The sequence below is a fragment of the Nonomuraea sp. NPDC003804 genome, from assembly GCF_040610675.1.
Lineage (GTDB): Bacteria > Actinomycetota > Actinomycetes > Streptosporangiales > Streptosporangiaceae > Nonomuraea.
In genome coordinates this window covers 278,940-299,220 of record NZ_JBEXMT010000006.1, presented here as the reverse complement: position 1 = coordinate 299,220, position 20,281 = coordinate 278,940, and the positions used below count along the sequence as shown (strand labels likewise).

Annotated in this window: 18 protein-coding genes; 13 read left to right on the top strand and 5 right to left on the bottom strand. The window is 72.1% G+C overall.

Annotated elements, in window-relative coordinates; genetic code table 11:
- The first annotated feature begins 17 nt into the window (after positions 1–17).
- The 6 genes from aroC to ABZX22_RS10945 all read left to right on the top strand — a co-directional run bounded on the left by aroC (position 18) and on the right by ABZX22_RS10945 (position 4,404).
- Positions 18–1,199 carry a chorismate synthase gene (gene aroC / locus ABZX22_RS10970; protein ID WP_354907466.1) on the top strand — a complete coding sequence of 394 codons (1,182 nt, stop codon included), beginning with the start codon at positions 18–20 and terminating at the stop codon, positions 1,197–1,199.
- The gene (locus ABZX22_RS10965) at positions 1,196–1,696 is read left to right on the top strand and encodes a shikimate kinase (RefSeq protein ID WP_354907465.1); all 501 of its coding nucleotides are present in this window, start codon (positions 1,196–1,198) and stop codon (positions 1,694–1,696) included. The genes aroC and ABZX22_RS10965 overlap by 4 nt, the downstream gene beginning before the upstream one ends.
- Positions 1,693–2,763, top strand: coding sequence for a 3-dehydroquinate synthase (gene aroB / locus ABZX22_RS10960; protein ID WP_354907464.1), 1,071 nt, complete (start codon positions 1,693–1,695; stop codon positions 2,761–2,763). Before ABZX22_RS10965 ends, aroB begins: the two co-directional genes overlap by 4 nt.
- On the top strand, positions 2,760–3,188 hold the full coding sequence (aroQ, locus tag ABZX22_RS10955) for a type II 3-dehydroquinate dehydratase (RefSeq protein ID WP_354907463.1): 429 nt from the start codon (positions 2,760–2,762) through the stop codon (positions 3,186–3,188). Before aroB ends, aroQ begins: the two co-directional genes overlap by 4 nt.
- Complete coding sequence (locus ABZX22_RS10950; RefSeq protein ID WP_354907462.1) at positions 3,185–3,949, top strand: SGNH/GDSL hydrolase family protein; 765 nt, start codon at positions 3,185–3,187, stop codon at positions 3,947–3,949. Before aroQ ends, ABZX22_RS10950 begins: the two co-directional genes overlap by 4 nt.
- Positions 3,950–4,104: 155 nt before the next feature.
- Positions 4,105–4,404, top strand: a complete 300-nt coding sequence (locus tag ABZX22_RS10945; RefSeq protein ID WP_354907461.1) for a hypothetical protein — start codon at positions 4,105–4,107, stop codon at positions 4,402–4,404.
- 7 nt (positions 4,405–4,411) lie between these two features.
- Here ABZX22_RS10945 and ABZX22_RS10940 read toward each other — a convergent pair whose 3' ends face one another.
- Entirely contained in the window at positions 4,412–5,305 is an 894-nt protein-coding gene (locus ABZX22_RS10940) for an NADP-dependent oxidoreductase (RefSeq protein ID WP_354907460.1), read from the bottom strand.
- Between the two features lie 70 nt (positions 5,306–5,375).
- On the opposite strand from ABZX22_RS10940, the gene ABZX22_RS10935 reads away from it, so the two are divergent.
- The 4 genes from ABZX22_RS10935 to ABZX22_RS10920 all read left to right on the top strand — a co-directional run bounded on the left by ABZX22_RS10935 (position 5,376) and on the right by ABZX22_RS10920 (position 8,829).
- On the top strand, positions 5,376–5,981 hold the full coding sequence (locus ABZX22_RS10935; protein WP_354907459.1) for a helix-turn-helix domain-containing protein: 606 nt from the start codon (positions 5,376–5,378) through the stop codon (positions 5,979–5,981).
- A gap of 425 nt (positions 5,982–6,406) precedes the next feature.
- The gene (locus tag ABZX22_RS10930) at positions 6,407–6,982 is read left to right on the top strand and encodes an NAD(P)H-dependent oxidoreductase (RefSeq protein WP_354907458.1); all 576 of its coding nucleotides are present in this window, start codon (positions 6,407–6,409) and stop codon (positions 6,980–6,982) included.
- Positions 6,983–7,006: 24 nt separating this feature from the next.
- On the top strand, positions 7,007–7,987 hold the full coding sequence (locus tag ABZX22_RS10925; RefSeq protein WP_354907457.1) for an ATP-binding cassette domain-containing protein: 981 nt from the start codon (positions 7,007–7,009) through the stop codon (positions 7,985–7,987).
- A complete protein-coding gene (locus ABZX22_RS10920; protein ID WP_354907456.1) occupies positions 7,984–8,829 on the top strand; it encodes an ABC transporter permease in 846 nt (281 codons plus the stop codon). Before ABZX22_RS10925 ends, ABZX22_RS10920 begins: the two co-directional genes overlap by 4 nt.
- A gap of 207 nt (positions 8,830–9,036) precedes the next feature.
- Here ABZX22_RS10920 and ABZX22_RS10915 read toward each other — a convergent pair whose 3' ends face one another.
- Positions 9,037–9,678, bottom strand: a complete 642-nt coding sequence (locus ABZX22_RS10915; RefSeq protein ID WP_354907455.1) for a hypothetical protein — start codon at positions 9,676–9,678, stop codon at positions 9,037–9,039.
- Between the two features lie 70 nt (positions 9,679–9,748).
- Positions 9,749–13,387 (bottom strand): AAA family ATPase, encoded by a 3,639-nt coding sequence (locus tag ABZX22_RS10910; protein WP_354907454.1) that lies wholly within the window; start codon positions 13,385–13,387, stop codon positions 9,749–9,751.
- Positions 13,388–13,409: 22 nt separating this feature from the next.
- Between ABZX22_RS10910 and ABZX22_RS10905 the strand changes: the two genes are divergently transcribed.
- Positions 13,410–14,402: an MOSC N-terminal beta barrel domain-containing protein gene (locus tag ABZX22_RS10905; RefSeq protein ID WP_354907453.1), complete on the top strand. Its 993-nt coding sequence runs from the start codon at positions 13,410–13,412 to the stop codon at positions 14,400–14,402.
- Between the two features lie 95 nt (positions 14,403–14,497).
- On the opposite strand, the gene ABZX22_RS10900 is transcribed toward ABZX22_RS10905, so the two are convergent.
- A complete protein-coding gene (locus ABZX22_RS10900; RefSeq protein ID WP_354907452.1) occupies positions 14,498–16,459 on the bottom strand; it encodes an ATP-dependent DNA helicase in 1,962 nt (653 codons plus the stop codon).
- 689 nt (positions 16,460–17,148) lie between these two features.
- On the opposite strand from ABZX22_RS10900, the gene ABZX22_RS10895 reads away from it, so the two are divergent.
- Together ABZX22_RS10895 and ABZX22_RS10890 are read left to right on the top strand one after the other, a co-directional pair.
- Complete coding sequence (locus ABZX22_RS10895; RefSeq protein WP_354907451.1) at positions 17,149–18,324, top strand: hypothetical protein; 1,176 nt, start codon at positions 17,149–17,151, stop codon at positions 18,322–18,324.
- 99 nt (positions 18,325–18,423) lie between these two features.
- Positions 18,424–19,992, top strand: a complete 1,569-nt coding sequence (locus tag ABZX22_RS10890) for a Na+/H+ antiporter (protein ID WP_354907450.1) — start codon at positions 18,424–18,426, stop codon at positions 19,990–19,992.
- Here the strand turns inward: ABZX22_RS10890 and ABZX22_RS10885 are convergent.
- A complete protein-coding gene (locus tag ABZX22_RS10885; protein ID WP_354907449.1) occupies positions 19,989–20,246 on the bottom strand; it encodes a UBP-type zinc finger domain-containing protein in 258 nt (85 codons plus the stop codon). The two genes, ABZX22_RS10890 and ABZX22_RS10885, sit on opposite strands and share 4 nt — an antisense overlap.
- Between the last annotated feature and the right edge of the window lie 35 nt (positions 20,247–20,281).

Genomic DNA, 20,281 nt, shown 5'->3' with positions numbered 1-20,281 from the left:
ATGGAAGACTTGTCAGCATGTTGCGCTGGTTGACCGCCGGAGAGTCCCACGGCCCCGAACTCGTCGCCATCCTCGAAGGCCTGCCCGCGGGCGTGGAGGTGACCACGGCCGCCATCGACGAGGCGCTGCGCAGGCGCCGCCTCGGCTACGGCCGCGGTGCGCGGATGAAGTTCGAGGAGGACAAGGTCTCCATCGTCGGCGGCCTGCGCCACGGCCGCACGCTCGGCAGCCCCGTCGCCATCCGCGTCGGCAACACCGAGTGGCCCAAGTGGGAGAAGGTCATGGCGGCCGACCCCGTCGACCCCGCCGAGCTGGAGGGCCTGGCCCGCAACGCGCCCCGCTCGCGCCCCAGGCCCGGCCACGCCGACCTGGCCGGCATGCAGAAGTACGGCTTCGACGACGCCCGCCCGGTGCTCGACAGGGCCAGCGCCCGCGAGACCGCGGCCAGGGTGGCGCTCGGCGAGGTCGCCAGGCGCTTCCTCAAGCAGGCGCTCGGCGTCGAGATCCTCAGCCACGTGGTCTCGATCGGCGCCGCCCAGTCGCCGGGCAACGTCTTCCCCGTCCCCGGCGACCTCGAGGCCATCGACGGCGACCCGGTGCGCTGCATCGACCCCGAGGGCAGCGCCGTCATGGTCGCCGAGATCGACAAGGCGCACAAGGACGGCGACACCCTCGGCGGCGTCGTCGAGGTCCTCGCCTACGGCCTGCCGCCGGGCCTCGGCAGCTACACCCACTGGGACCGCCGCCTCGACTCCCGCCTGGCCGCCGCGCTCATGGGCATCCAGGCCATCAAGGGCGTGGCGGTCGGCGATGGCTTCGAGACCGCCAGGCGTCCCGGCTCGCAGGCCCACGACGAGATCGAGTACACCACCGACGACGGCGTCAGGCGCATCACCAACCGGGCCGGCGGCGTCGAGGGCGGCATGACCAACGGCGAGGTGCTGCGGGTCAGCGCCGCGATGAAGCCGATCTCCACCGTCCCGAGGGCGCTGGCCACCATCGACGTCAAGACCGGCGAGGCGGCCAAGGCCCACCACGAACGCTCCGACGTGTGCGCGGTGCCCGCCGCCGGCATCGTGGCCGAGGCCATGGTGGCGCTGGTGCTGGCCGACGCGGCCCTGGAGAAGTTCGGCGGCGACTCCGTCGAGGAAGTCGCCCGCAACCTGTCCGGCTACCTCTCATCCATGGTGATCAAATGACCAAGGCCGTGCTGATCGGCCCTCCCGGGTCGGGCAAGACGACGGTCGGCCGCCTGCTGGCGGAGCGGCTCGGCGTCGCCTTCCGTGACACCGACGCCGACGTCGAGTCGGTCGCGGGCAAGCCCGTGAGCGACATCTTCATCGAGGACGGCGAGGCGCGCTTCCGCGAGCTCGAGCACGAGGCCGTCCGCACGGCCCTGGCCGAGCACGACGGCGTCCTCGCCCTCGGCGGCGGCGCGATCCTGCACGAAGGCACCCAGGCGTTGCTCGACGGGCACACCGTCGTCTACCTCCAGGTGGGGCTCGCCGACGCGGTCCAGCGGGTCGGCCTCGGCTCGGCCCGTCCGCTGCTGGTGCTCAACCCGCGCAGCCAGCTGAAGAAGCTGATGGACGAGCGCCGTCCTGTCTACGAACGGCTCGCCGTGCTCACCGTGGCCACCGACAAGCGCGATCCGGGCGACCTGATCGAGGAGATCGTGAAGGGGCTGCCCGCATGAGCGCCACGCGCATCACCGTGCGCGGCGACACCCCCTACGACGTCGTCGTCGGCACCGGCGTGCTGGGCGAGCTGCCCGGCCTGCTCGGCGAGGGCGTGCGCACCGTCGCCGTCGTCCACCCCGCCACGCTGCCCGAGATCTCCCGTCCCGTGTGCGGGGCCCTGGAGGCGGCCGGCTACGACGTCGTCGCGCTGCCCGTCCCCGACGGCGAGTCGGCGAAGACCGTCGAGGTCGCCGCCCAGCTGTGGTCGGCTTTCGGCCGCTACGGCATCAGCCGCTCCGACGCCGTCGTCGGCGTGGGCGGCGGCGCCACCACCGACCTGGCGGGCTTCGTCGCCGGCACCTGGCTGCGCGGCGTCAAGGTCGTCATGGTCCCCACCACGCTCCTGGCCATGGTCGACGCCGCCGTCGGCGGCAAGAACGGCATCGACACCCCCGAGGGCAAGAACCTGGTCGGCACCTTCCTGCCGCCGGCCGGCGTGCTGTGCGACCTGGCGACGCTGCCCTCGATGCCGCGCGCCGACTACGTCGCCGGCCTCGCCGAGATCATCAAGGGCGGCTTCATCGCCGACCCGACGATCCTCATGCTGGTCGAGGACGACCCCGAAGGGGCCACCAGGCCGGAGGGCGAGCACACCCGCCAGCTCATCGAGCGCAAGATCCAGGTCAAGGCCGACGTCGTCGGCGCCGACCTGCGCGAGGCGGGCCTGCGCGAGATCCTCAACTACGGCCACACCCTCGCCCACGCCATCGAGCGTGCCGAGCACTACCAGATCCGCCACGGCGAGGCCGTCGCGATCGGCATGGTCTACGCCGCCGAGCTGTCCCGCCTGGCGGGCCGCGCCGACCTGGTGGAGCGCACCCGCTCCATCCTCACCTCGGTGGGCCTGCCCACCGCCTACCGCAAGGACGCCTGGCCCGAGCTGCGCGACCACATGCGGCTCGACAAGAAGAACCGCGGCGCCAAGCAGCGCTTCGTCGTCCTCGACGGCCTGGCCAGGCCCGGCCGGCTCGAGGACCCGCCGGAGGAGCTGCTGGAGGCCGCCTACCGCGAGGTGGCTCGATGATCTACGTGCTCAACGGTCCGAACCTGTCGCGCCTCGGCACCCGCGAGCCCGACGTCTACGGCGCCGCCACCTTCGAGGACCTGCGCGCGCTGTGCGTCGCGACCGGACGCGAGCTCGGCCTCCACGTCGAGGTGCGGCAGACCGACGACGAGGCCGAGCTGATCGGCTGGATCCACGAGGCGGCCGACGGCAAGATCCCCGTCGTCCTCAACCCCGCGGCCTTCACCCACTATTCCTATGGCCTGCGCGACGCCATCGCCCAGCGCACCGCGCCGCTGATCGAGGTGCACATCTCCAACCCCGCCGCGCGTGAGGAGTTCCGCCACACCTCGGTCGTGGCGGCCGTCGCCACCGGCACCATCGCCGGCTTCGGGCTCCAGTCCTACGTGCTGGCCCTGCGGGCCATCGCGGACCTGGTGCGATGACCCGCTACCGCTCCTTCGTCGCGCTGGGCGACAGCTTCACCGAGGGGCTGAACGACCCCGGCGCGAACGGCCGCTTCCGCGGCTGGGCCGACCGGGTCGCCGAACGGCTGGCCCAACTCGAGCCCGACTTCCACTACGCGAACCTCGCCGTGCGGGGCAAGCTCCTCGACCAGGTCGTCGCCGAGCAGGTCCCGGCCGCCGTCGCGATGCGGCCCGACCTGGTCAGCTTCTGCGCGGGCGGCAACGACCTGCTCCGGCCCGGCAGCGACCCCGACAGGATGGCCAAGAAGCTCGCCGGCGCCGTCGCCGAGCTGCGCGCGACGGGCGCCGAGGTGCTGCTGTTCACCGGCGTCGACCCGCGCGACACGCCGCTCATGCGGCGCATGCGCGGCAAGTTCGCCGTCTTCTACCTGCACGTGCGCTCCATCGCCGACCGGTACGGTTGCCGCGTCGTCGACCAGTGGTCCCTGCAGTCGATCCGCGACTGGCGGGCGTGGAGCGACGACCGGCTCCACATGAACGAGGAGGGCCACCGCCTGGTCGCCGCCAGGGTGCTCGACGTGCTCGAGGTACCGTGCGACGACTCCTGGCTCAGGCAGTGGCCGGCCCGCACCGTCGACCCCAGGGTCAAGCGGCGGGAGGACGCCCGCTGGGTGCGGGAGTTCCTGGTGCCGTGGATGAGCCGACGCCTGCGCGGCACCTCCTCGGGCGACGGCCTCGACCCCAAGCGCCCCACCCTGGAGCGGTGGAAGCTCCACTAGTGCCGTTGTCGGTGTGGTGGGTCCCGCCGACGGGGCGGATGTATCAGACTTGAGCGATGGCGGAACGGGTCCAGGTTCGGCAGATCGATGACGACGAGGGCCGTCGGCTGCTGCGGATGGTGCGGCGGGCACGGGGTCGATGGTGACCACGCTACGTGCGGATCGCGATCGTCTGCGACGACTGCTCCCCGCATGTGACCATCAAGCGATGCCGCCGGGTGGCGGACTGGGCCGAGGCCGACAACGTCGAGATCGCCTACACCCCGACCAACTCCTCGTGGCTCAACCGCATCCAGGCGCGGTTCACCGCCTTGCGCTACTTCGCGCTGGACGGGACCGACCATGCCAGCCATAAGGAGCAGGGCGGCATGATCCGCCGCCACATCACCTGGCGGAACCGGCATGCAGACAACGTCCGCCTCCGTCAGATCGTCACCAGGGCGAACGTCGCCTAAGGCGGCACTAGACGAGGATGACGCGGCGGCCGCGTGTGTGGCCGGCGCGGCTGTCGATGTGCGCCTTCGCGGCTTCGGCCAACGTGTAGGTCTTGTCGATCGGAATGTGGAGCTTCCCCTGCGCGATGAGCGCGGCGGCCTCGGCGAGTGCTTCCGGCACGCTTCCGGCCTCGCCGGAGAACCGGACGCCGAACTGCGGCGCGCTGAGGTCGGCGATGGAGACGACCTTCTGCGGGTCCCGGGTCAGCTCCACGAGTTCGGGAATCACGCCGGAGCCGGCCAGATCGAGGGCTGCGTCGATGGGACCGAGCCGGCGCACTCTGTCGACCCAGCCGGGGCCGTATGTCGTGGCGAGGGCACCGAGGCTGCGCAGATAGTCCTGGTTCGCCGCCCCGGCCGTGCCGATCACCGTGATGCCACGGTCGCGGGCGATCTGGAGCACCGCGGACCCGACTCCGCCGGAGGCGCCACTGACAAGGAGCGTCTGCCCGGGCTGGACGCCGACCTGGCCGATGATGCGCAGCGCGGTCTCGACCACGGAGGGATACCCGGCCGCCTCTGCGAAGGACAGGCCGTCGGGCATCCGAGCCCAGGCCGAGAGCACGGCGAACTCGGCGTAGGTGTCAGCGCCTTCGCCGAACACGCGGTCGCCGAGGTCGAACGCTTCGACGCCCTCCCCGATCTCGTCGACCACTCCTGAGGCGTCCAGCCCGACGCCGGCGGGCAGCCGGATCGGATGGGCCTTCAGGATCTGGCCTTCACGGATTCTCCAGTCGACGGGGTTCACGCCTGCTGCCCGGACCGCTATGCGTACCTGGCCGGGGCCCGCGTGGGGTTCCTCGGCCTCAATGATGTGCAGGACGTCCGGACCGCCGAATTCGGCGAAGTTCACCTTCTTCATGCCGCAGACCGTAGCACTAACGGTTAGCCTTTTGAAACGGTTGTGTTTTCGCATCTGGTAGTGTTACCGCATGACCGGGCAGCTCGGACGCCGCGAGCGCAAGAAGGCCGCAACCCGCCAGAAGATCGCCGACACCGCCCTGCGCCTGTTCGCCGAGCGCGGCTACGACGCGGTGGGCATCCGCGAGGTGGCCGCCGCGGCCGACGTGGCCGTGACCACGCTCTTCTCCCACTTCAGCTCGAAGGAAGCCCTGGTCTTCGAGCAGGACGAGGACTTCGAGCAGCGCCTCGTGCGGGCGGTCACCGACCGCCGGCCGCACGAGGCGCTCATCCCCGCCCTGCGCCGCGAGATCCACGCCATGGTGCAGCACTGCACGGCGGACGGCGCCGCCTCGCTGTGGCGCATGATCGAGGAATCACCGGCGCTGCGGCAGTACGAGGAGTCGATGAGACAGCGCCACGCCCGGTCGCTGGCAACGGCCATCGCCGCCGACCTGGACTTGCCGCAGACCACGCCGACCTGCAGCGCGATCGCACGCTTCGCGGTCGACGCCTTCTCGGTCGCCCGCGAAACGGACGACCCGCAAACCGCGGTGGACGAGATCTTCCGCATGATCGAGGCGGCGTGGGCGGTCGCTGGTGCCACTCCACCTACGCGGGAGAGCGTTGCGGTGTGAGGCGCAGGGGATGGAGAACGCGCCAGCCGGGCACGGATCCCGACCGGCGCGTCGCAAGCTACCGGGCAATCGTTGCCTGATAGGCATTAGCTCGCGACCGGCGGCAACGCACCTCTTACCGCCGTGCTCGTACCCGCCTCGCCCCGCCGCCCGATGCGCCCGCGCCCGCGCGCCCCGCTGGCAACCCGGATCCGACAGACCCCGCATACCCCGCCGGCCTCGCGCGCTCGCGTGCGTCCCATGCCTCCCTCGCCCTGTCGTGCGCCTCGATCACCTGGCGCCCCGGCCGGCCTGCTCCGTCGGATCGGCCGTCGCCGCGCCTCGGCCCGCCCTGCTCCGCGGGATGACCCGCGGCCTGGCCAGGCGGCTCCGCTAGATCCCATCTAGCGACGATCTAGCGCCTCCTTCCTGAAGGGAGGTGCGGGATGAAGGCGACGGACCCGCTGCGGCTGGCAGTGATCATCGGCAGCACACGCGAGGGCAGAGTCGGTGACGGCATCGGCCGCTGGTTCGCCGCCCGCGCCGCGCTCCGCGACGACCTCGAGGTCTCGCTCCTCGATCTGGCCGGCTACGCCTTCCCCTCCGCCTTCCCCGCCGTGCCGACCCCCGCCATGAGGGCCTTCTCGGCCGAGGTGGCGGCGGCGGAGGCGTTCGCCGTGGTCACGCCCGAGTACAACCGCAGCTTCCCCGCCTCGCTCAAGCAGGCGATCGACTTCGCCTACGACGAGTGGCAGGCCAAACCGGTCGGGTTCGTCTCCTACGGCTCGGGGTCCTGCGGGCTCTACGCCATGGAGCAGCTCCGGACCGTCTTCATCGGCCTGCACGCCGTCACCGTACGTGACGGCGTGGGGATCGACCTGCTCGGCGACGGCGTGGACGACCGCGGCAGGCCGTACGGCAGCGACGCACGCGAGCAGGCCGTCGCCACCTTGCTCGACCAGCTCCTGTGGTGGGGGCTCGCGTTGCGCGAGGCCCGCGCCATCCGGCCCTTCGCCTCCTGAACTCCCGACAGAAAGCGACACATCATGACAGAGCTAGCCATCGAAACCTCCGGTCTGGTCAAGACCTTCGGCGACAACCGCGCCGTCGACGGTCTCGACCTGGCCGTGCCCGCGGGCATCGTGTACGGCGTGCTCGGCCCCAACGGAGCCGGCAAGACCACCGCCGTTCGCATGCTCGCCACGCTGCTGCGTCCCGACGGCGGCCAGGCCAGGGTCTTCGGCCACGACGTCAGGCGCGAGGCCGACGCCGTCCGCGCCAGGGTGAGCCTGACCGGCCAGTACGCCTCCGTCGACGAGGACCTCACCGGCATGGAGAACCTCGTCCTGCTCGCCCGGCTGCTCGGCCACCGCAAGCCCGCCGCCGGCGACCGGGCGCGCGAGCTGCTGGAGGCGTTCGGCCTCACCGAAGCCGCCGACCGCCTGGTCAAGAACTACTCGGGCGGCATGCGCCGCAGGCTCGACATCGCCGCCAGCATCCTCAACACTCCCGACCTGCTCTTCCTCGACGAGCCCACGACCGGGCTCGACCCGCGCAGCCGCAACCAGGTCTGGGACATCATCCGCGTCGTCGTCGCCCACGGCACCACGGTGCTGCTGACCACCCAGTACCTCGAGGAGGCCGACAGGCTCGCCGGCCGCATCGCGGTGATCGACCACGGCAAGGTCATCGCCGAGGGCACCCCCGGCCGGCTGAAGTCCTCCGTCGGCGCGGGCGCGATCCACGTACGGCTGCGCGACGCCGCCCAGCGCGCCGAGGCCGAGCGGCTGCTGTCGGCGGCGCTCGCCACGCACGTCTATCGCGAGGCCGACCCCGTGGCGCTGACCGCGCGGGTCGCCGGCGACGACGGCGGGCGTGCGGCCGCCGAGCAGGCCTCGCTGGCACTGGGCGAGCTGGCGCGCGCCGGCATCGTCGTCGACGACTTCTCCCTCGGCCAGCCCAGTCTGGACGAGGTCTTCCTCGCTCTCACCGACCGCCCCGCCACCGAGAAGGAGATCGCCGCGTGACCACCGACACCTCAACCAGCACCACCTACGTCCCCGTGGCCGAGACGCTCAGGGCCGTGCTCGCCCCGGCCGCCCGCCCCGACCGGCCGAGCGCGCTGTCGGCGTCGATGACGTTCGGCTGGCGGTCGCTGCTGAAGATCAAGCACGTGCCCGAGCAGCTCTTCGACGTCACCGCGTTCCCGATCATGATGACGTTGATGTTCACGTTCCTGTTCGGTGGCGCGCTCGCCGGCTCGCCAGGGGAGTACCTGCAGTTCCTGCTGCCCGGCATCATGGTGCAGAGCGTGGTGATGATCACGATGTACACCGGCGTCGAGGTCAACAAGGACATCGAGCGAGGCGTTTTCGACCGCTTCAGAACCCTGCCGATGTGGCGGCCCGCCCCCATGGTCGGCTACCTCATGGGCGACATGCTCCGCTACGTACTGGCCTCGACCGTCATCCTCGTCGTCGGCCTGATCCTCGGCTTCCGGCCGGATGGCGGCGTGGCCGGCACCGTCGCGGCGATCGCGGTGCTGGTCGGTTTCTCGTTCGCGTTCTCGTGGTTGTGGACGATGCTCGGCCTGCTCCTGCGCAGCGAGAAGTCGGTGATGGGGTGGAGCATGCTGGTCCTGTTCCCGCTCACCTTCCTCAGCAACGTCTTCGTCGACCCTGCCACGATGCCGGGCTGGCTGCAGGTGTTCGTCGTCCACATCAACCCGATCAGCCACCTGGTGGCGGCGGTCCGCTCCCTGATGGACGGCTCGGCGAACGTCTCCGAGCTGGGCTGGGTGCTGGTGGCGAGCATCCTGCTCGTCGCCGTGTTCGGCACGCTCACCATGCGCCTGTACAACCGCAAGTAGCGGACCTTCCATCACGGCGCGACCCTGCCCCGCACACGGACCGGGCGGGCGAAGGCAGCGACCGCCTTCCCCTCCCGGTCCACCGTGCCGGCCCGAAACTGCCTGCACCGTTCGTGATGAAGCTCGCCGCCGTCTTCCCCGCCGGTCCGCCGCGTGGGGGCACGGCCCGACGAAGCCGCGCACGGCCGGCTGCGTGCGCGTGCCGGGTCACCCGATCCATCGTGGGGTGTACTCGACGTGGAGCTCACGCGCTCTGCCCAGCACGCCGTCCCCTGTGAGTTCGGTGCAGTAATGCGAGTCCCACGGCGCCGCACTGCGATGTCCCGGGCCGTGGCGGACGAGGTCGAAGAAGAGGTCCGCGGTCCCACGGAACGCCTTCGCGCTGCCGACCATGAACAGCGTTTCGGCCTGCACACGCTGGTGGAACACATCGCGATACTCCCGGCGACGCCGGGTGGCGGCATCGATCCCATCATCGTCCGCCGGGTCCGGCGGAAGGATGCCCACCCTGCCGACCGCGCCTTGCCCGAGACGTGCGCGCAGCCGTTTCCAAAGGTGCGGCTTGAACCGCAGCGAATGGTGGAGCAGCACCAGGTCCAGCGGGCCCTCCCCGGTCAACGGCCCGCCCGAAGGAAGCGCGCCGCCGCGGAGTGGCAGGTAGACGATCGAACGTCGCGAGCGCGCGGCCAGCAGCCACAGCATGCCGACGTACCGGGCGGCGCCCGCGTCCATGTTCATCTGCAGGTATTGGTCCTGATCGACCAGCAGCGCGCGGGTGAGCGGATCGGCCGCGCGGACGATCCGGAACTCCGCCGCTCCCAGCCGGACGTGATGGATACTGATCCTCATACCGGGATTCTCCGCGACCCCTGACCACCGTCGGGCGACCGTGACACTTCACAACCGCGACCGCGACACCTCACAACCGCCAGGGGATGTCGCCGCCCGGGTCGTAACGGCAGAGGGTTCCCGTGGAGACGGCGGCGCGCAGGTGGGCGGCGAGCTCCGGATGGAGCGTGTCGAGCTTCCGCAGCACGTCGCGGATCCTGGCGCTGACGGTCTTGCGCGCCCGTTCCGCCTCGTCCCCGAGCCTGCGCGAACGCCCGCCGAGCCCCGCCGCGGCCCGTAGCTCGGCCAGCAGCGCCTCGCGTTCCCTGTCGAGGTCCGCCGCCCGCGCGTCGTCGCCCATCCGCAGGGCATGCTCGGTCTCCTCGTCGAGCCTGGACAGGTGGCGTCGGTAGCGAGCCTTGGCTTCCTCGTCGAGGATCGCGTCGCCGCCCATCCGGCGCGCGGCCACCACCGCCTCGCCGCCCTCAGGGGCGAGCAGCTGTACGGCGGGCAGGTCCGTGCCCGGCCGGCTCAGCAGGTGGTGGAGATCCCGCAGGCCCTTCGCGTCAGGAACGTGCACCCTGCGCCCGCCGAACGACAGGGACCACACCGACCCCTGCCTCCTGAACTCGTACCGGGAATCGGCCTGACCCGCCCTCGCGGACACCCCTGGCCTGTCCGCCGAGGGAGCCGCCGCCCGTGACGGCATCCTGGATGCCTCGTCGCCATCCGGCCCGATCGGTCGGGAAGCCTGCGGGTCGCCTGGCCGAGCCACCCGCGTCTCGGCCACCTGTGCCACCCGGGCGGCTGGGGCGGGGGCGTGCGTGTTGTGCGCCTGCCGTACGCGTTCGACATCGGCCGGGATGTGGCGCATGCCCAGCGTGGCCGCCTCGGCTGTCACCTCGTCGAGCAGCCGCTCGGCGGTTTCCGCATCGCCGGGGCCGGCGCGGCCGAGCAGTGCGGCGCCGAGCCGCAGGCCGGCCTCCACCGACCAGGGGCGTGCGCGCAGCAGCTCGGCCGCGCGCCGGGCGGCGGTGAAGGCGGCTATCGCCTCGTCCCAGCGCTGTTCGGCCGCCTCCACCAGGCCGTGCCACAGGGTCATGGGCCCGCTGACGTCCCAGCCGTAGAGGGAGACCGCCCACTCGCCCAGATGCGGCCGCAGGAGTCGCCTGGCCTTGGCGCACAGGTAGGGATCACGGGAGGCAGCCGCCACCTCTGCCAGGTGGCGCAGCCACAGCGGGCGGATGAACCCGTCGGCAGGTTCGTCGCCGACCCGTGGCGACGGCGTATGGGCTCGCCCGCGCCGCAGGTCGGTGAGCGTCTCCAGCATGGCCGCGTGGTGGTGATGGCGGCCGGAGCGCAGCCGTTCGAGCACGGGCGCCAGTTCCTCGAACCGGCCCTGAGCCAGCAGCAACGCCCAGCGATGGTGGTCGATCATGTAGCCGTAGTGGGTGTGACCGTGGTCGTCGCCTATCGCGACGACTTCCTCCAGCAGCGACTCGGCCTCGGCGAAGTCGCCGAAGAGGAGCTTGATGATGCTCATGTCGATCGATGTGGACAGGTCGACGTGGGCGTGCTGACTACGTCTGCCCATCGTGACGTAGCGATCGAACTCGTCGAGGAAGCGGGGATCGCCGAGCTCCAGCAGCGCCACCCAGTGGAGGGAGGAGGTGAAGTGCTCCATGTCGGCGTCGCCGCCACGGCGGGCGAGCTCGCGCAGCTCGGCGGTCAGCTCCACCCGCTGGCCGGCGGTGCCAGGGCCCCAGATCGTGTCGTGCAGCGCCCACAGGCCGAACGTCAGCGCCTCGTCGTCGTCGCTGTTTCTCGCCAGGAAGGTGATGCGCACCGCCAGATCCTGCGCGAGCCGATCGGCCGAGCGCGGATCCACGGGGAGCGGACCGCCCGACGGCGCGGCACCGGATGGCGGCGAGGGCGGATCCGGCGAGGCCGCGTCGCCACTCGACGGCGCGGCGGACGGCAGAAGGGGGGAGGGCAGCTCTGCAGCGGACAGGTCACCGGACGGCGCATCGGCTGACGGCGGACGGGAGACGGGCCGGCCGGCATCGGGCCTGCCTGCGGAGGGTCGGGTTGCCGAGAACCGATCCGAGGAGGGCTCGGCTGCCGAGGACAGCCCGGCGGCGGCCTCGGCGGCGACGAAAGCGGGGTCGGCGGTGGCGGGAGCGGGGTCGGTGGTGGCGGGCGCGGCGGCGTCGGGGATGAGTTTGCGGTGGGCGTCGCGCAGCAGTTCCATGCTCGTGCGGAGGTCCTGGGGACCGCAGGTGCCGTGGTAGGCCAGCGCGGTGCGCGCCAGCAGGCCGGGATCGTCGAGCCGGCGGGCGGCGGTGATCGTCCGGTCGAAGACCCTCGCGGCCTCCTCCTGCTCGCCGTTGTGATGAAGGTGGCGGCCGTACTCCAGCCCTGTCTTGATCAGCGACTCGGGCGGCCCCGCCTCGGCCCGCTCCATGGCCCTGCGCCAGTGGGTCATCGACTCGTCCCTGGCCAGGCGGTGCAGCGCCTGCCTGGCCGCGGACACCAGCAGCTCGCACGCCGCCACCGGGTCGAGGGCGTCGCCCGCGAGGTAGGCGTGGCGGGCCAGGTCGCCCGGCAGTGCCTCGTGCGCGTCGCGCAGCGCGTGGACGGTGGCGGCATGCCTGGCCCGCAGGTCCGCCTCGTCGAGCGAGTCGTAGAGCGTCTCCCTGACCAGGTCGTGGGCGAAAGCGAACATGCCGCCCCCCTGGGAGACCACCAGCCGGGCGGCGGCGGCCTGGGTGAGCAGCCGGTCGACGTGGGCGACGGGCTCGGCGGCGACGGCCGCGAGCACCCGCCGGTGGAACGCCCGCCCGAGCACCGCGGCGTCGGTCAGCAACCTGACCACGGTGGCGGGCAGCAACGACAGGCGGCGCCACAGCGTGTCGCGCACGCCCGGCGGGATCGCCGTCACCGAGCCGTTGGTGCGCCACAGCCGGGCGGTCTGCTCGACGAAGAACGGATTGCCGCCCGTGCGCAGGTGGATCTCTTCCACCACGTCGGCGCCGGGCGCGCCGCCGATCGTGCGGGCGATGAGCGCGGCCACCTGCGCCCGGTCGAGGCCGGTGAGCGTGATCACCGTGGCGCGTGACGACAGCGAGCTCAGCTGCGGCCGCAGTGGGTGCTCACCCTGCTCGACCTCGACGTCACGATAGGTGCCGACCAGCAGGAGCCGTTCGAACCAGGTGTGCTGCGCGGCGAACTCCAGCAGCCGCAACGACGCCCCGTCGGCCCAGTGGAGATCGTCGAGCACGACCATCACGGGACGCGTCTGGGACACCGCGACCAGCGCGGTGGTCACCGCGTCGTAGACCCGGAACGCGTCGCCGCCCTCGCTCGCGCTGCCCTCGCTCGCGCTGCCCTCGCTCGCGCCGCCGTCGCCGAGCAGCGCCGCCAGGCTCCCGTCCGCCGCCTCCTCGACCACGGGCCATTCCGTGGTACGGCGCAGCCCGCGGATGACCTGCACCCACGGCCAGTAGCCGGGCGCGGCCTCGGAGTCCCAGCAGGAACCGCTCAGCACCAGCGCGCCCTCATGCCTGGCGCGTTCGGCCGCGCTGGTCACCAGCGTGGTCTTGCCGATGCCCGCCTCGCCCGTCACCAGCACGAGCCCGCCGTGGCTGGCGGTCGTCCTGCTGATCTCGGCACGCAGCAACGCGGCAGGGTGCTCCCTGCCGATGAGTGCCTGGGCGTCGTGCGTTCGCATGGTGTTCAGACGGTAGCGGTTGGTGCCGACAAAACCGCGTTGCGGACCGGCGGAGCGCCAGCCGAGAGAGCGCTCTCTCGCGAGCTACAGTGAGCTGGTGCTGATCACGCAGATCCGTGTATATCCCATCAAATCCATCACGGGGCGGGCGGTTGACGCGGCGTATGTCCACCCGTGGGGACTGGACGGCGATCGCCGATGGGCCGTGGTCGATCACCAGGGCGACAACCTGTGGCTCGGCGAGTACCCGCGCATGCTGGCCGTCACCGCGCAGGAGCGACCCGGCGGCGGCCTGCTGCTGTCCGCGGACGGCATGCCCGACCTGGCGGTACCGCCCGCGTCCGGGCCGAGTGTCCGCGTGGGCTTCTCGGGGCTCGACAGCGCCGTGCTCGCCACCGACGCCGCCCACTCCTGGTTCACCGATCTGCTCGGCGTGCCCGCCAGGCTGGTGTGGCTCGACGACCCCGCCCGCCGTTCCGTCGACCCCGCCCACGGCGGGCTGCCCGGCGAGGTGGTGAGCTTCGCGTGGGACGCGCCGCTCCTGCTCACGTCCGCCGCCTCCGCGCGCAGGCTGGACGAATGGATCGAGGACGGCGCGCGCGTGCGGGGCGAGCCGCCGCCGGGCCCGCTGTCGCCGCTGCGCTTCAGGCCGAGCGTGATCATCGACGGCGGGGAGCCGTTCGAGGAGGACGGCTGGCGCGAGGTGCGGATCGGCGCGGTCGACTTCCGGGTGTCGGAGCTGTGCGACCGGTGCGCGGTGACGGTCATCGATCCGGTCACCCGGGTCAAGGGCAAGGAGCCGCTGCGGACGCTCGCCAGGCACCGCCGGTGGGACGGCAAGACCTGGTTCGGCATCCGCCTGGTCCCGCGCACCAGGGGGGAGATCCACATCGGCGACCCGGTGACGGCGACCCGCGCCGGAGCCAGGGGAAGGCGGCCCAGTGACGGCTGCCCAGTGAAGGCGGCCCGCGCCCCGGGAGCGCACGTGCCGTCCAGGGGCTCGACATCCCTGTGACCTGCCGCGGTCCAGGCATACCTGGACCGCGGCCGTACGTCGCCACGTAGCGACCGAATCGGCGCCCCGCGCGCCGGAACTCCGGGGAGCGGGCCTCAGCCGGTCAGCCGCTTGAGGGCGGTCCGCACCACTGCCGGGTCGCTGGTCCGCCAGAACGGCGGCAGCGAGTTGAGCAGGAACCCGCTGTAGCGCGCCGTCGCCAGCCGCGGGTCGAGGACCGCCACCACGCCCTTGTCGTCCTGCGCCCGCAGCAACCGCCCCGCCCCCTGCGCCAGCAGCAGCGCCGCGTGGGTGGCCGCCACCGCCATGAACCCGTTGCCGCCCTTGGCCATCACGTGCCGCTGCCGCGCCGACGTCAGCGGATCGTCGGGCCGGGGGAACGGCACCCTGTCGATGATCACCAGCCGCAGCGAGGGGCCGGGCACGTCGACGCCCTGCCACAGCGACAGCGTGCCGAACAGGCACGTCGCCTCGTCCTCGGCGAACTGCTTGACCAGCAGCATCGTCGAGTCGTCACCCTGGCACAGCAGCGGCACGTCGAGCCGGTCGCGCAGCGCCTCGGTGGCCGCCTTGGCCGCCCGCATCGAGGAGAACAGCCCGAGCGTGCGCCCGCCCGCCGCCTCGATCAGCTCGGCGATCTCGTCGACGTAGGCCTGGGGCAGCCCGTCACGCCCCGGCTGGGGCAAATGCTTGGCGACGTAGAGGATGCCGGAACGCGGATGGTCGAACGGCGAGCCGACGTCGATGCCCGTCCACCCCTTGTCGCCGAGCCCCCACTGCGCGGCCAGCCCGTCGAAGGTGCCGCCGAGCGCCAGCGTGGCCGAGGTCAGCACCACCGTCCGCTCGCCGAACAGTTTCTCGCGCAGCATCCCGCCCACGCTCAGCGGCGCCACGCGCAGGGTCGCCGGACGCCGGTCGGTGGCGCCGTCGAGCCATACCACCTCGGCCCTGTCGACCTCCGAGGCGTGCCCGTAGGCCTCCAGCATGCGCACGGCCGTGTCGTGCACCTCGTCGAGCGCGGTGAAGGCGGCCTTGCGCTGGCCCGCCTTGTCCGGGTCGTCCTTGTCGGCCCCACGCGGCCCCAACGCCGTGATGCACCTGGCCGCGCTGTCGCGCACCAGCGCGAGCGTCAGCCCCAGCACCTCGGGCAGGTCGTCGACACGGCCCGGCGGCGCGGCCTCCAGCAGCGCCTTGAGGTCCTCGCCCGCCTCCATCAGCTGGTCGGCGATCGGCTGCTCGATGAGCCGCCCCACCCGTCGTACGGCCAGCGACACCGAGGCCTCCGACAGCTCGTCGGTCACCACCGAGGTCACCCTGTCGACCAGCTCGTGCGCCTCGTCGACGACGACGACCTCGTGCTCGGGCAGGATCGACATGCTCTCCATCGCGTCGATGGCCAGCAGCGCGTGGTTGGTCACGACCACGTCGACCTCGCCGGCGCGCGCCTTGGCCAGCTCGGCGAAGCACTCGGCGCCGCTCGGGCAGCGCTGCGCGCCCAGGCACTCCTTGGCGCTGACCGAGAACTGCCGCCACGCCTGCTCGTTGACGCCGGGCACCAGCTCGTCGCGGTCGCCGGTCGTGGTCTCCTCGGCCCACTCCTGGATGCGCTGGACCATCCGCCCCGTCGCGCTCACCTCGCGCGGGTCGAACAGCTGGTCCTGTTCCTCCTCCGGCCAGCCGGCCGTCGCCTTGTAGCGGCACAGGTAGTTGCGCCGGCCCTTGAGGATGGCGAACGTCGGCTCGTGCGGCAGCTCCTTGCCGAGCGTCTCGGCCAGGCGGGGCAGGTCGCGGTCGACCAGCTGCCGCTGGAGGGCGATCGTGGCGGTGGAGACGACGACGGGGGAGTCGGACTCCATGGCGTGCCTGATCGACGGCACCAGGTAGGCCAGGGACTTGCCGGTACCCGTGCCGGCCTGGACGGCGAGGTGCTCCTCGTTGTCGACGGCCTGCTGCACGGCCTTGACCATGGTGATCTGCCCTGGCCTGTCGCTCCCTCCCAGGGCGCCTACGGCGATCGAGAGCAGCTCTTCGACTGGTGGGAGTGTGGAGTCCGGCACGGCAGAAACCGTACCTGGTCGCGGCGACAGAAATGGCAGCCTTCCGGCGAGGGCACGCCGCGCCACCCCGAAGCCGCGCCCCGGGGCGCCGCCGCCCGAAGCCGGTCCCGCCGGCCCGCTCGGTGCCGCCCGAAGCCGGTCCCGCCGGCCCGCTCGGTGCCGCTCGCCCGCCCGTACTGCCCGCCCGTCGCGCCGTTGCCCGACCCGTCGCCACGCCGTCCGAAGTCCCGTCTCGCAGCCGCGTCGGCAGGCCGTGCCGCCGGGCCGTTCCGGGGATCACGGCCAGGCGCACGGCCCCGCCGGAGATCGTCTGAAGATCCGCCCAAGCGCCACCTGATCCGCGGCAAAAGGATGGTCACCTCTCCGTACGGAGGTGAACACATCCCGGCGTTCCAGACGCCCGTCCCCTTCGGGCGTGGCACACTTGCGGGCGTAACCCGCCAGGTCAAAGAAGATCTTCTCGCTGTGGCGCCCGGGCTTCACGGCGGGCTGTGGAAAGCCCGGTTCGCTAGGGTTTCGCAAGGTTGAGTGGACGAATAAAGGCTGGTTAAAGCAGTATGTCTGCCATGTCGGAAGTTGTCCCGTTGCCGTCATTCGGTGAAGTCTTCTTCGATGCCCGAGGTCAGGAGCGGTGTCTCCGGGTCACGTGGCACGAGGGCACCCTGGTGCTCAGCCTGTGGCGAGGAGAGATGTGCACCGGCAGTTTCCGGATGCCGATGGACGACGTCGGGCGGCTGCTCGACACCCTCGACGACGGCTACGCCGAGGCCACGGGCGAGCAGCCCGCCGCGGTCGCCCAGCCCGTCGACGAGCCCGCCGAGTACCCGGGGACGGGCCAGTACCACCGCCCGCCGCCGTTCGAGCACGAGCCGCAGCGCCCCCACGACGACCGGCCGACGGCGACCCTGTCGCCCAACGACGTCCTCGTGGCCCGCGGCGCGCCCGCCCAGCCGGACAAGCTCGTCGCCTCCTACGCCGACCAGCGCGAGCCCTCCCAGACCCCCCTTCCCCCCGACGGCAGGCCCCGCCTGGCCGAGCAGCCCCCGGTGAGCGCCGAACCGATGGCCGCGCAGGGCGGCTACCCGCTGTCCGACTACCAGATGCCCGCCGAGCGCGAAGGCGCCAGGAGTCCGCACTCCACCGACCCGCTGGGCTTCCCGAGGCAGCAGGGCTCGCCGTACTCCCCGCAATCCGAGCCGTTCGCGGCGCAGACCACGCAGCCGGACCCCTTCGGCGCCCGCGGAGCGGCGCACAGCACCCAGCAGGACCCGTACGGCGCCCAGGCAGCGGCGCCGCAGCCGGACCCGTACGGTGCGCAGGGAGCGGGGCCGCAGCAGGACCCGTACGGTGCGCAGGGAGCGGGGCCGCAGCCGGACCCGTTCGGCGTCCCGGCGGCGCAGGGCGGCCAGGCGTACGCGTCCGACCCCTACGCGCCGGACCCCTACGCGCAGGCCGCGCGCCAGCCCGCCCAGCCGTCCTACACCGACCCCTTCGCGCCGCCGCCGCGGCCGGCGCAGAGCGCGTCGGGCGCGGTCGGCCTCGGCACGCCCATGCACGGCATCCCCGGCGCGGGCCGCAGCCGGCCCGCCCCCGCCCCCGCCCCCGAGCCCTACCCGCAGCCCGAGCAGCAGTACGGCCAGCAGGACCAGTACGGCCAGCCCGACAAGTACGGCCAGCCGACCTACCAGCAGGGCCCGATGGACCCCGCCGACCCGCTGGGCCTCGGTCCCGACGCCTACCAGAACCAGCAGCCCGACCCGGCCATCCACCGCCCGTACGTGAACGACCCGATGTACGTCACAGGCGAACGGCTCCGCCCCGAGCAGCAGTACCGCGACGACAGGACCGATCGCAGGGAGTGGTGACCGGCGGCTCCCGATGTCCCCCGGCTCCGGACGTGTGAGAAACTAGCGGGCGGGTCAGACCCGGTCTGATACGCCCGTTTCTCGGCAACAGGGGGGCTCGTGGACGCGTCAACGGGTCTGTACTGGCTGCTGTTGGCCAGCGGCTCGATCATGGTCGCGTGGGTGGCCAGGCGGCGCGGCTGGCCGGCGCCGCTGCTGCTGGTGCTGGTGGGCCTGGCGGTCTCCCCGCTGGTGCCCTCCTTCGGCCTGGACGCCGATCTCATCCTCTACGTGTTCCTGCCGCCGCTGCTCTACTCGGCCGCGCTGGACAGCTCGTATCTCAGCCTGCGCGAGAACACGCGGGCGATCGGCCTGCTGTCGGTCGGCCTGGTGCTGTTCACCACGCTGGCCGTCGGCGGTGTCGTCCATCTGATGCTGCCCGACCTGCCGCTGGCCGCCGCCTTCGCGCTGGGGGCGATCGTGGCGCCGCCCGACGCCGTCGCCGCGGTCGCGGTGGGACGGCGGCTCGGCCTGCCGCGCCGGGCCCTGACGATCCTCATCGGCGAGAGCCTGTTCAACGACGCCACCGCGCTGACGGTTTACCGGGTGGCGATCGGCGCCGCGGTGGGTCACGGCCTCAGCCTGCTGGAGGGCTTCGGCGAGTTCCTCTACACGGCGGTCGGCGGCGTGCTGATCGGCCTGGTCGTCGCCGTGGTGTCCGGATGGTTCGTGGAACGGGCGCGCGACCCGCTGGTCGAGAACACGGTGATGCTGCTGATCCCGTTCGGCACCTACCTGGGCGCGGAGTCGGTGCACACGTCGGGCGTGATCGCGGTGGTGATCGTCGGCCTCTACCTCGGCCATCGGATGCACCGCACGGGCGCGGGCACCCGCCTGGTGCTCGACGCGGTGTGGAAGGTCGTCGACTTCATGCTGGAGTCGATCGTCTTCGCGCTGATCGGCCTGCAGTTGGTGCCGGTGCTGAGCGGCCTGGCCGGACGCGGCGTCTGGGAGGTCGCCGGCTACGTCGTGGCCGTCTTCGCGGTGACCGTGCTGGCCAGGTTCGTCTGGGTGTTCCCGGCCACCTATCTGCCGTTGCTGCGGAGCAGGAGCACGCCCAAACCGCCGTGGCAGAACCTCACGGTGGTCGGCTGGGCGGGCATGCGCGGCGTGGTGTCGCTGGCCGCGGCCTTCGCCATCCCCGCCGACTTCCCCGAGCGCGACCTGCTGCTGTTCCTCACCTTCAGCACGGTGATCCTCACCCTGCTCGTGCAGGGGCTGACCTTCCCCGCGCTGATCAAGAAGCTGCGCGTCTCCAGCGAGCGCGAGGCGTACGAGGACAACCTGTCGGAGGCCGCGGCCCAGCAGGCTGCGGTCGAGGCGGGCCTGGCCAGGCTGGAGGAGATCCTCAGGGACGAGGAGACCAACGAGATCCACGCCGAGGTCATCGACATGCTGCGCGCCAAGTCCGAGCGCCGGGCGCTCAACGCGTGGGAGCGGCTGGGCGGCGGCACCGGCTACGGCGGCAGCGAGACGCCGAGCCGCCTCTACCGGCGGCTGCGCAGAGAGATGCTCGCCGCGGAGCGAGAGGTGTTCGTACGGCTCCGCGACGAGCGGCGGCTCGACGACGAGGTGCTCCGGCGCGTGACGGCCGAGCTCGACTTCGAAGAGGCGATCCTGGAGCGCTAGCCCATCTTGTTGTCGAGGAAGCACCACCGCCAGTCCTCGCCCGGCTCGAAGGACTGCATCACCGGGTGACCGGACTGCCGGAAGTGGGCGCTGGCGTGCTTGTTGGGCGAGGAGTCACAGCAGCCGATGTGGCCGCACTCCAGGCAGCGCCGCAGGTGCACCCACGGTGATCCGATGGTCAGGCACTCCTCGCAGCCGTCCGGGGTGCGCGGCTGCGGGTCGTCGGCGCTGAGAAGATGGTCGCAAATTGCCATGGCAAGAAGCTTAGGACCAGTGCACGCGGCCAATT

What these genes read in the sequence shown, in the direction of transcription:
- aroB (WP_354907464.1), top strand. Translation starts at nt 1,693, where the DNA reads ATGAGCGCCACGCGCATCACCGTGCGCGGCGACACCCCCTACGACGTC.
- ABZX22_RS10930 (WP_354907458.1), top strand. Translation starts at nt 6,407, where the DNA reads ATGAAGGCGACGGACCCGCTGCGGCTGGCAGTGATCATCGGCAGCACA.
- aroC (WP_354907466.1), top strand. Translation starts at nt 18, where the DNA reads ATGTTGCGCTGGTTGACCGCCGGAGAGTCCCACGGCCCCGAACTCGTC.
- ABZX22_RS10925 (WP_354907457.1), top strand. Translation starts at nt 7,007, where the DNA reads ATGACAGAGCTAGCCATCGAAACCTCCGGTCTGGTCAAGACCTTCGGC.
- ABZX22_RS10935 (WP_354907459.1), top strand. Translation starts at nt 5,376, where the DNA reads ATGACCGGGCAGCTCGGACGCCGCGAGCGCAAGAAGGCCGCAACCCGC.
- ABZX22_RS10915 (WP_354907455.1), bottom strand. Translation starts at nt 9,678, where the DNA reads ATGAGGATCAGTATCCATCACGTCCGGCTGGGAGCGGCGGAGTTCCGG.
- ABZX22_RS10910 (WP_354907454.1), bottom strand. Translation starts at nt 13,387, where the DNA reads ATGCGAACGCACGACGCCCAGGCACTCATCGGCAGGGAGCACCCTGCC.
- ABZX22_RS10895 (WP_354907451.1), top strand. Translation starts at nt 17,149, where the DNA reads ATGTGCACCGGCAGTTTCCGGATGCCGATGGACGACGTCGGGCGGCTG.
- ABZX22_RS10965 (WP_354907465.1), top strand. Translation starts at nt 1,196, where the DNA reads ATGACCAAGGCCGTGCTGATCGGCCCTCCCGGGTCGGGCAAGACGACG.
- ABZX22_RS10940 (WP_354907460.1), bottom strand. Translation starts at nt 5,305, where the DNA reads ATGAAGAAGGTGAACTTCGCCGAATTCGGCGGTCCGGACGTCCTGCAC.
- aroQ (WP_354907463.1), top strand. Translation starts at nt 2,760, where the DNA reads ATGATCTACGTGCTCAACGGTCCGAACCTGTCGCGCCTCGGCACCCGC.
- ABZX22_RS10950 (WP_354907462.1), top strand. Translation starts at nt 3,185, where the DNA reads ATGACCCGCTACCGCTCCTTCGTCGCGCTGGGCGACAGCTTCACCGAG.
- ABZX22_RS10885 (WP_354907449.1), bottom strand. Translation starts at nt 20,246, where the DNA reads ATGGCAATTTGCGACCATCTTCTCAGCGCCGACGACCCGCAGCCGCGC.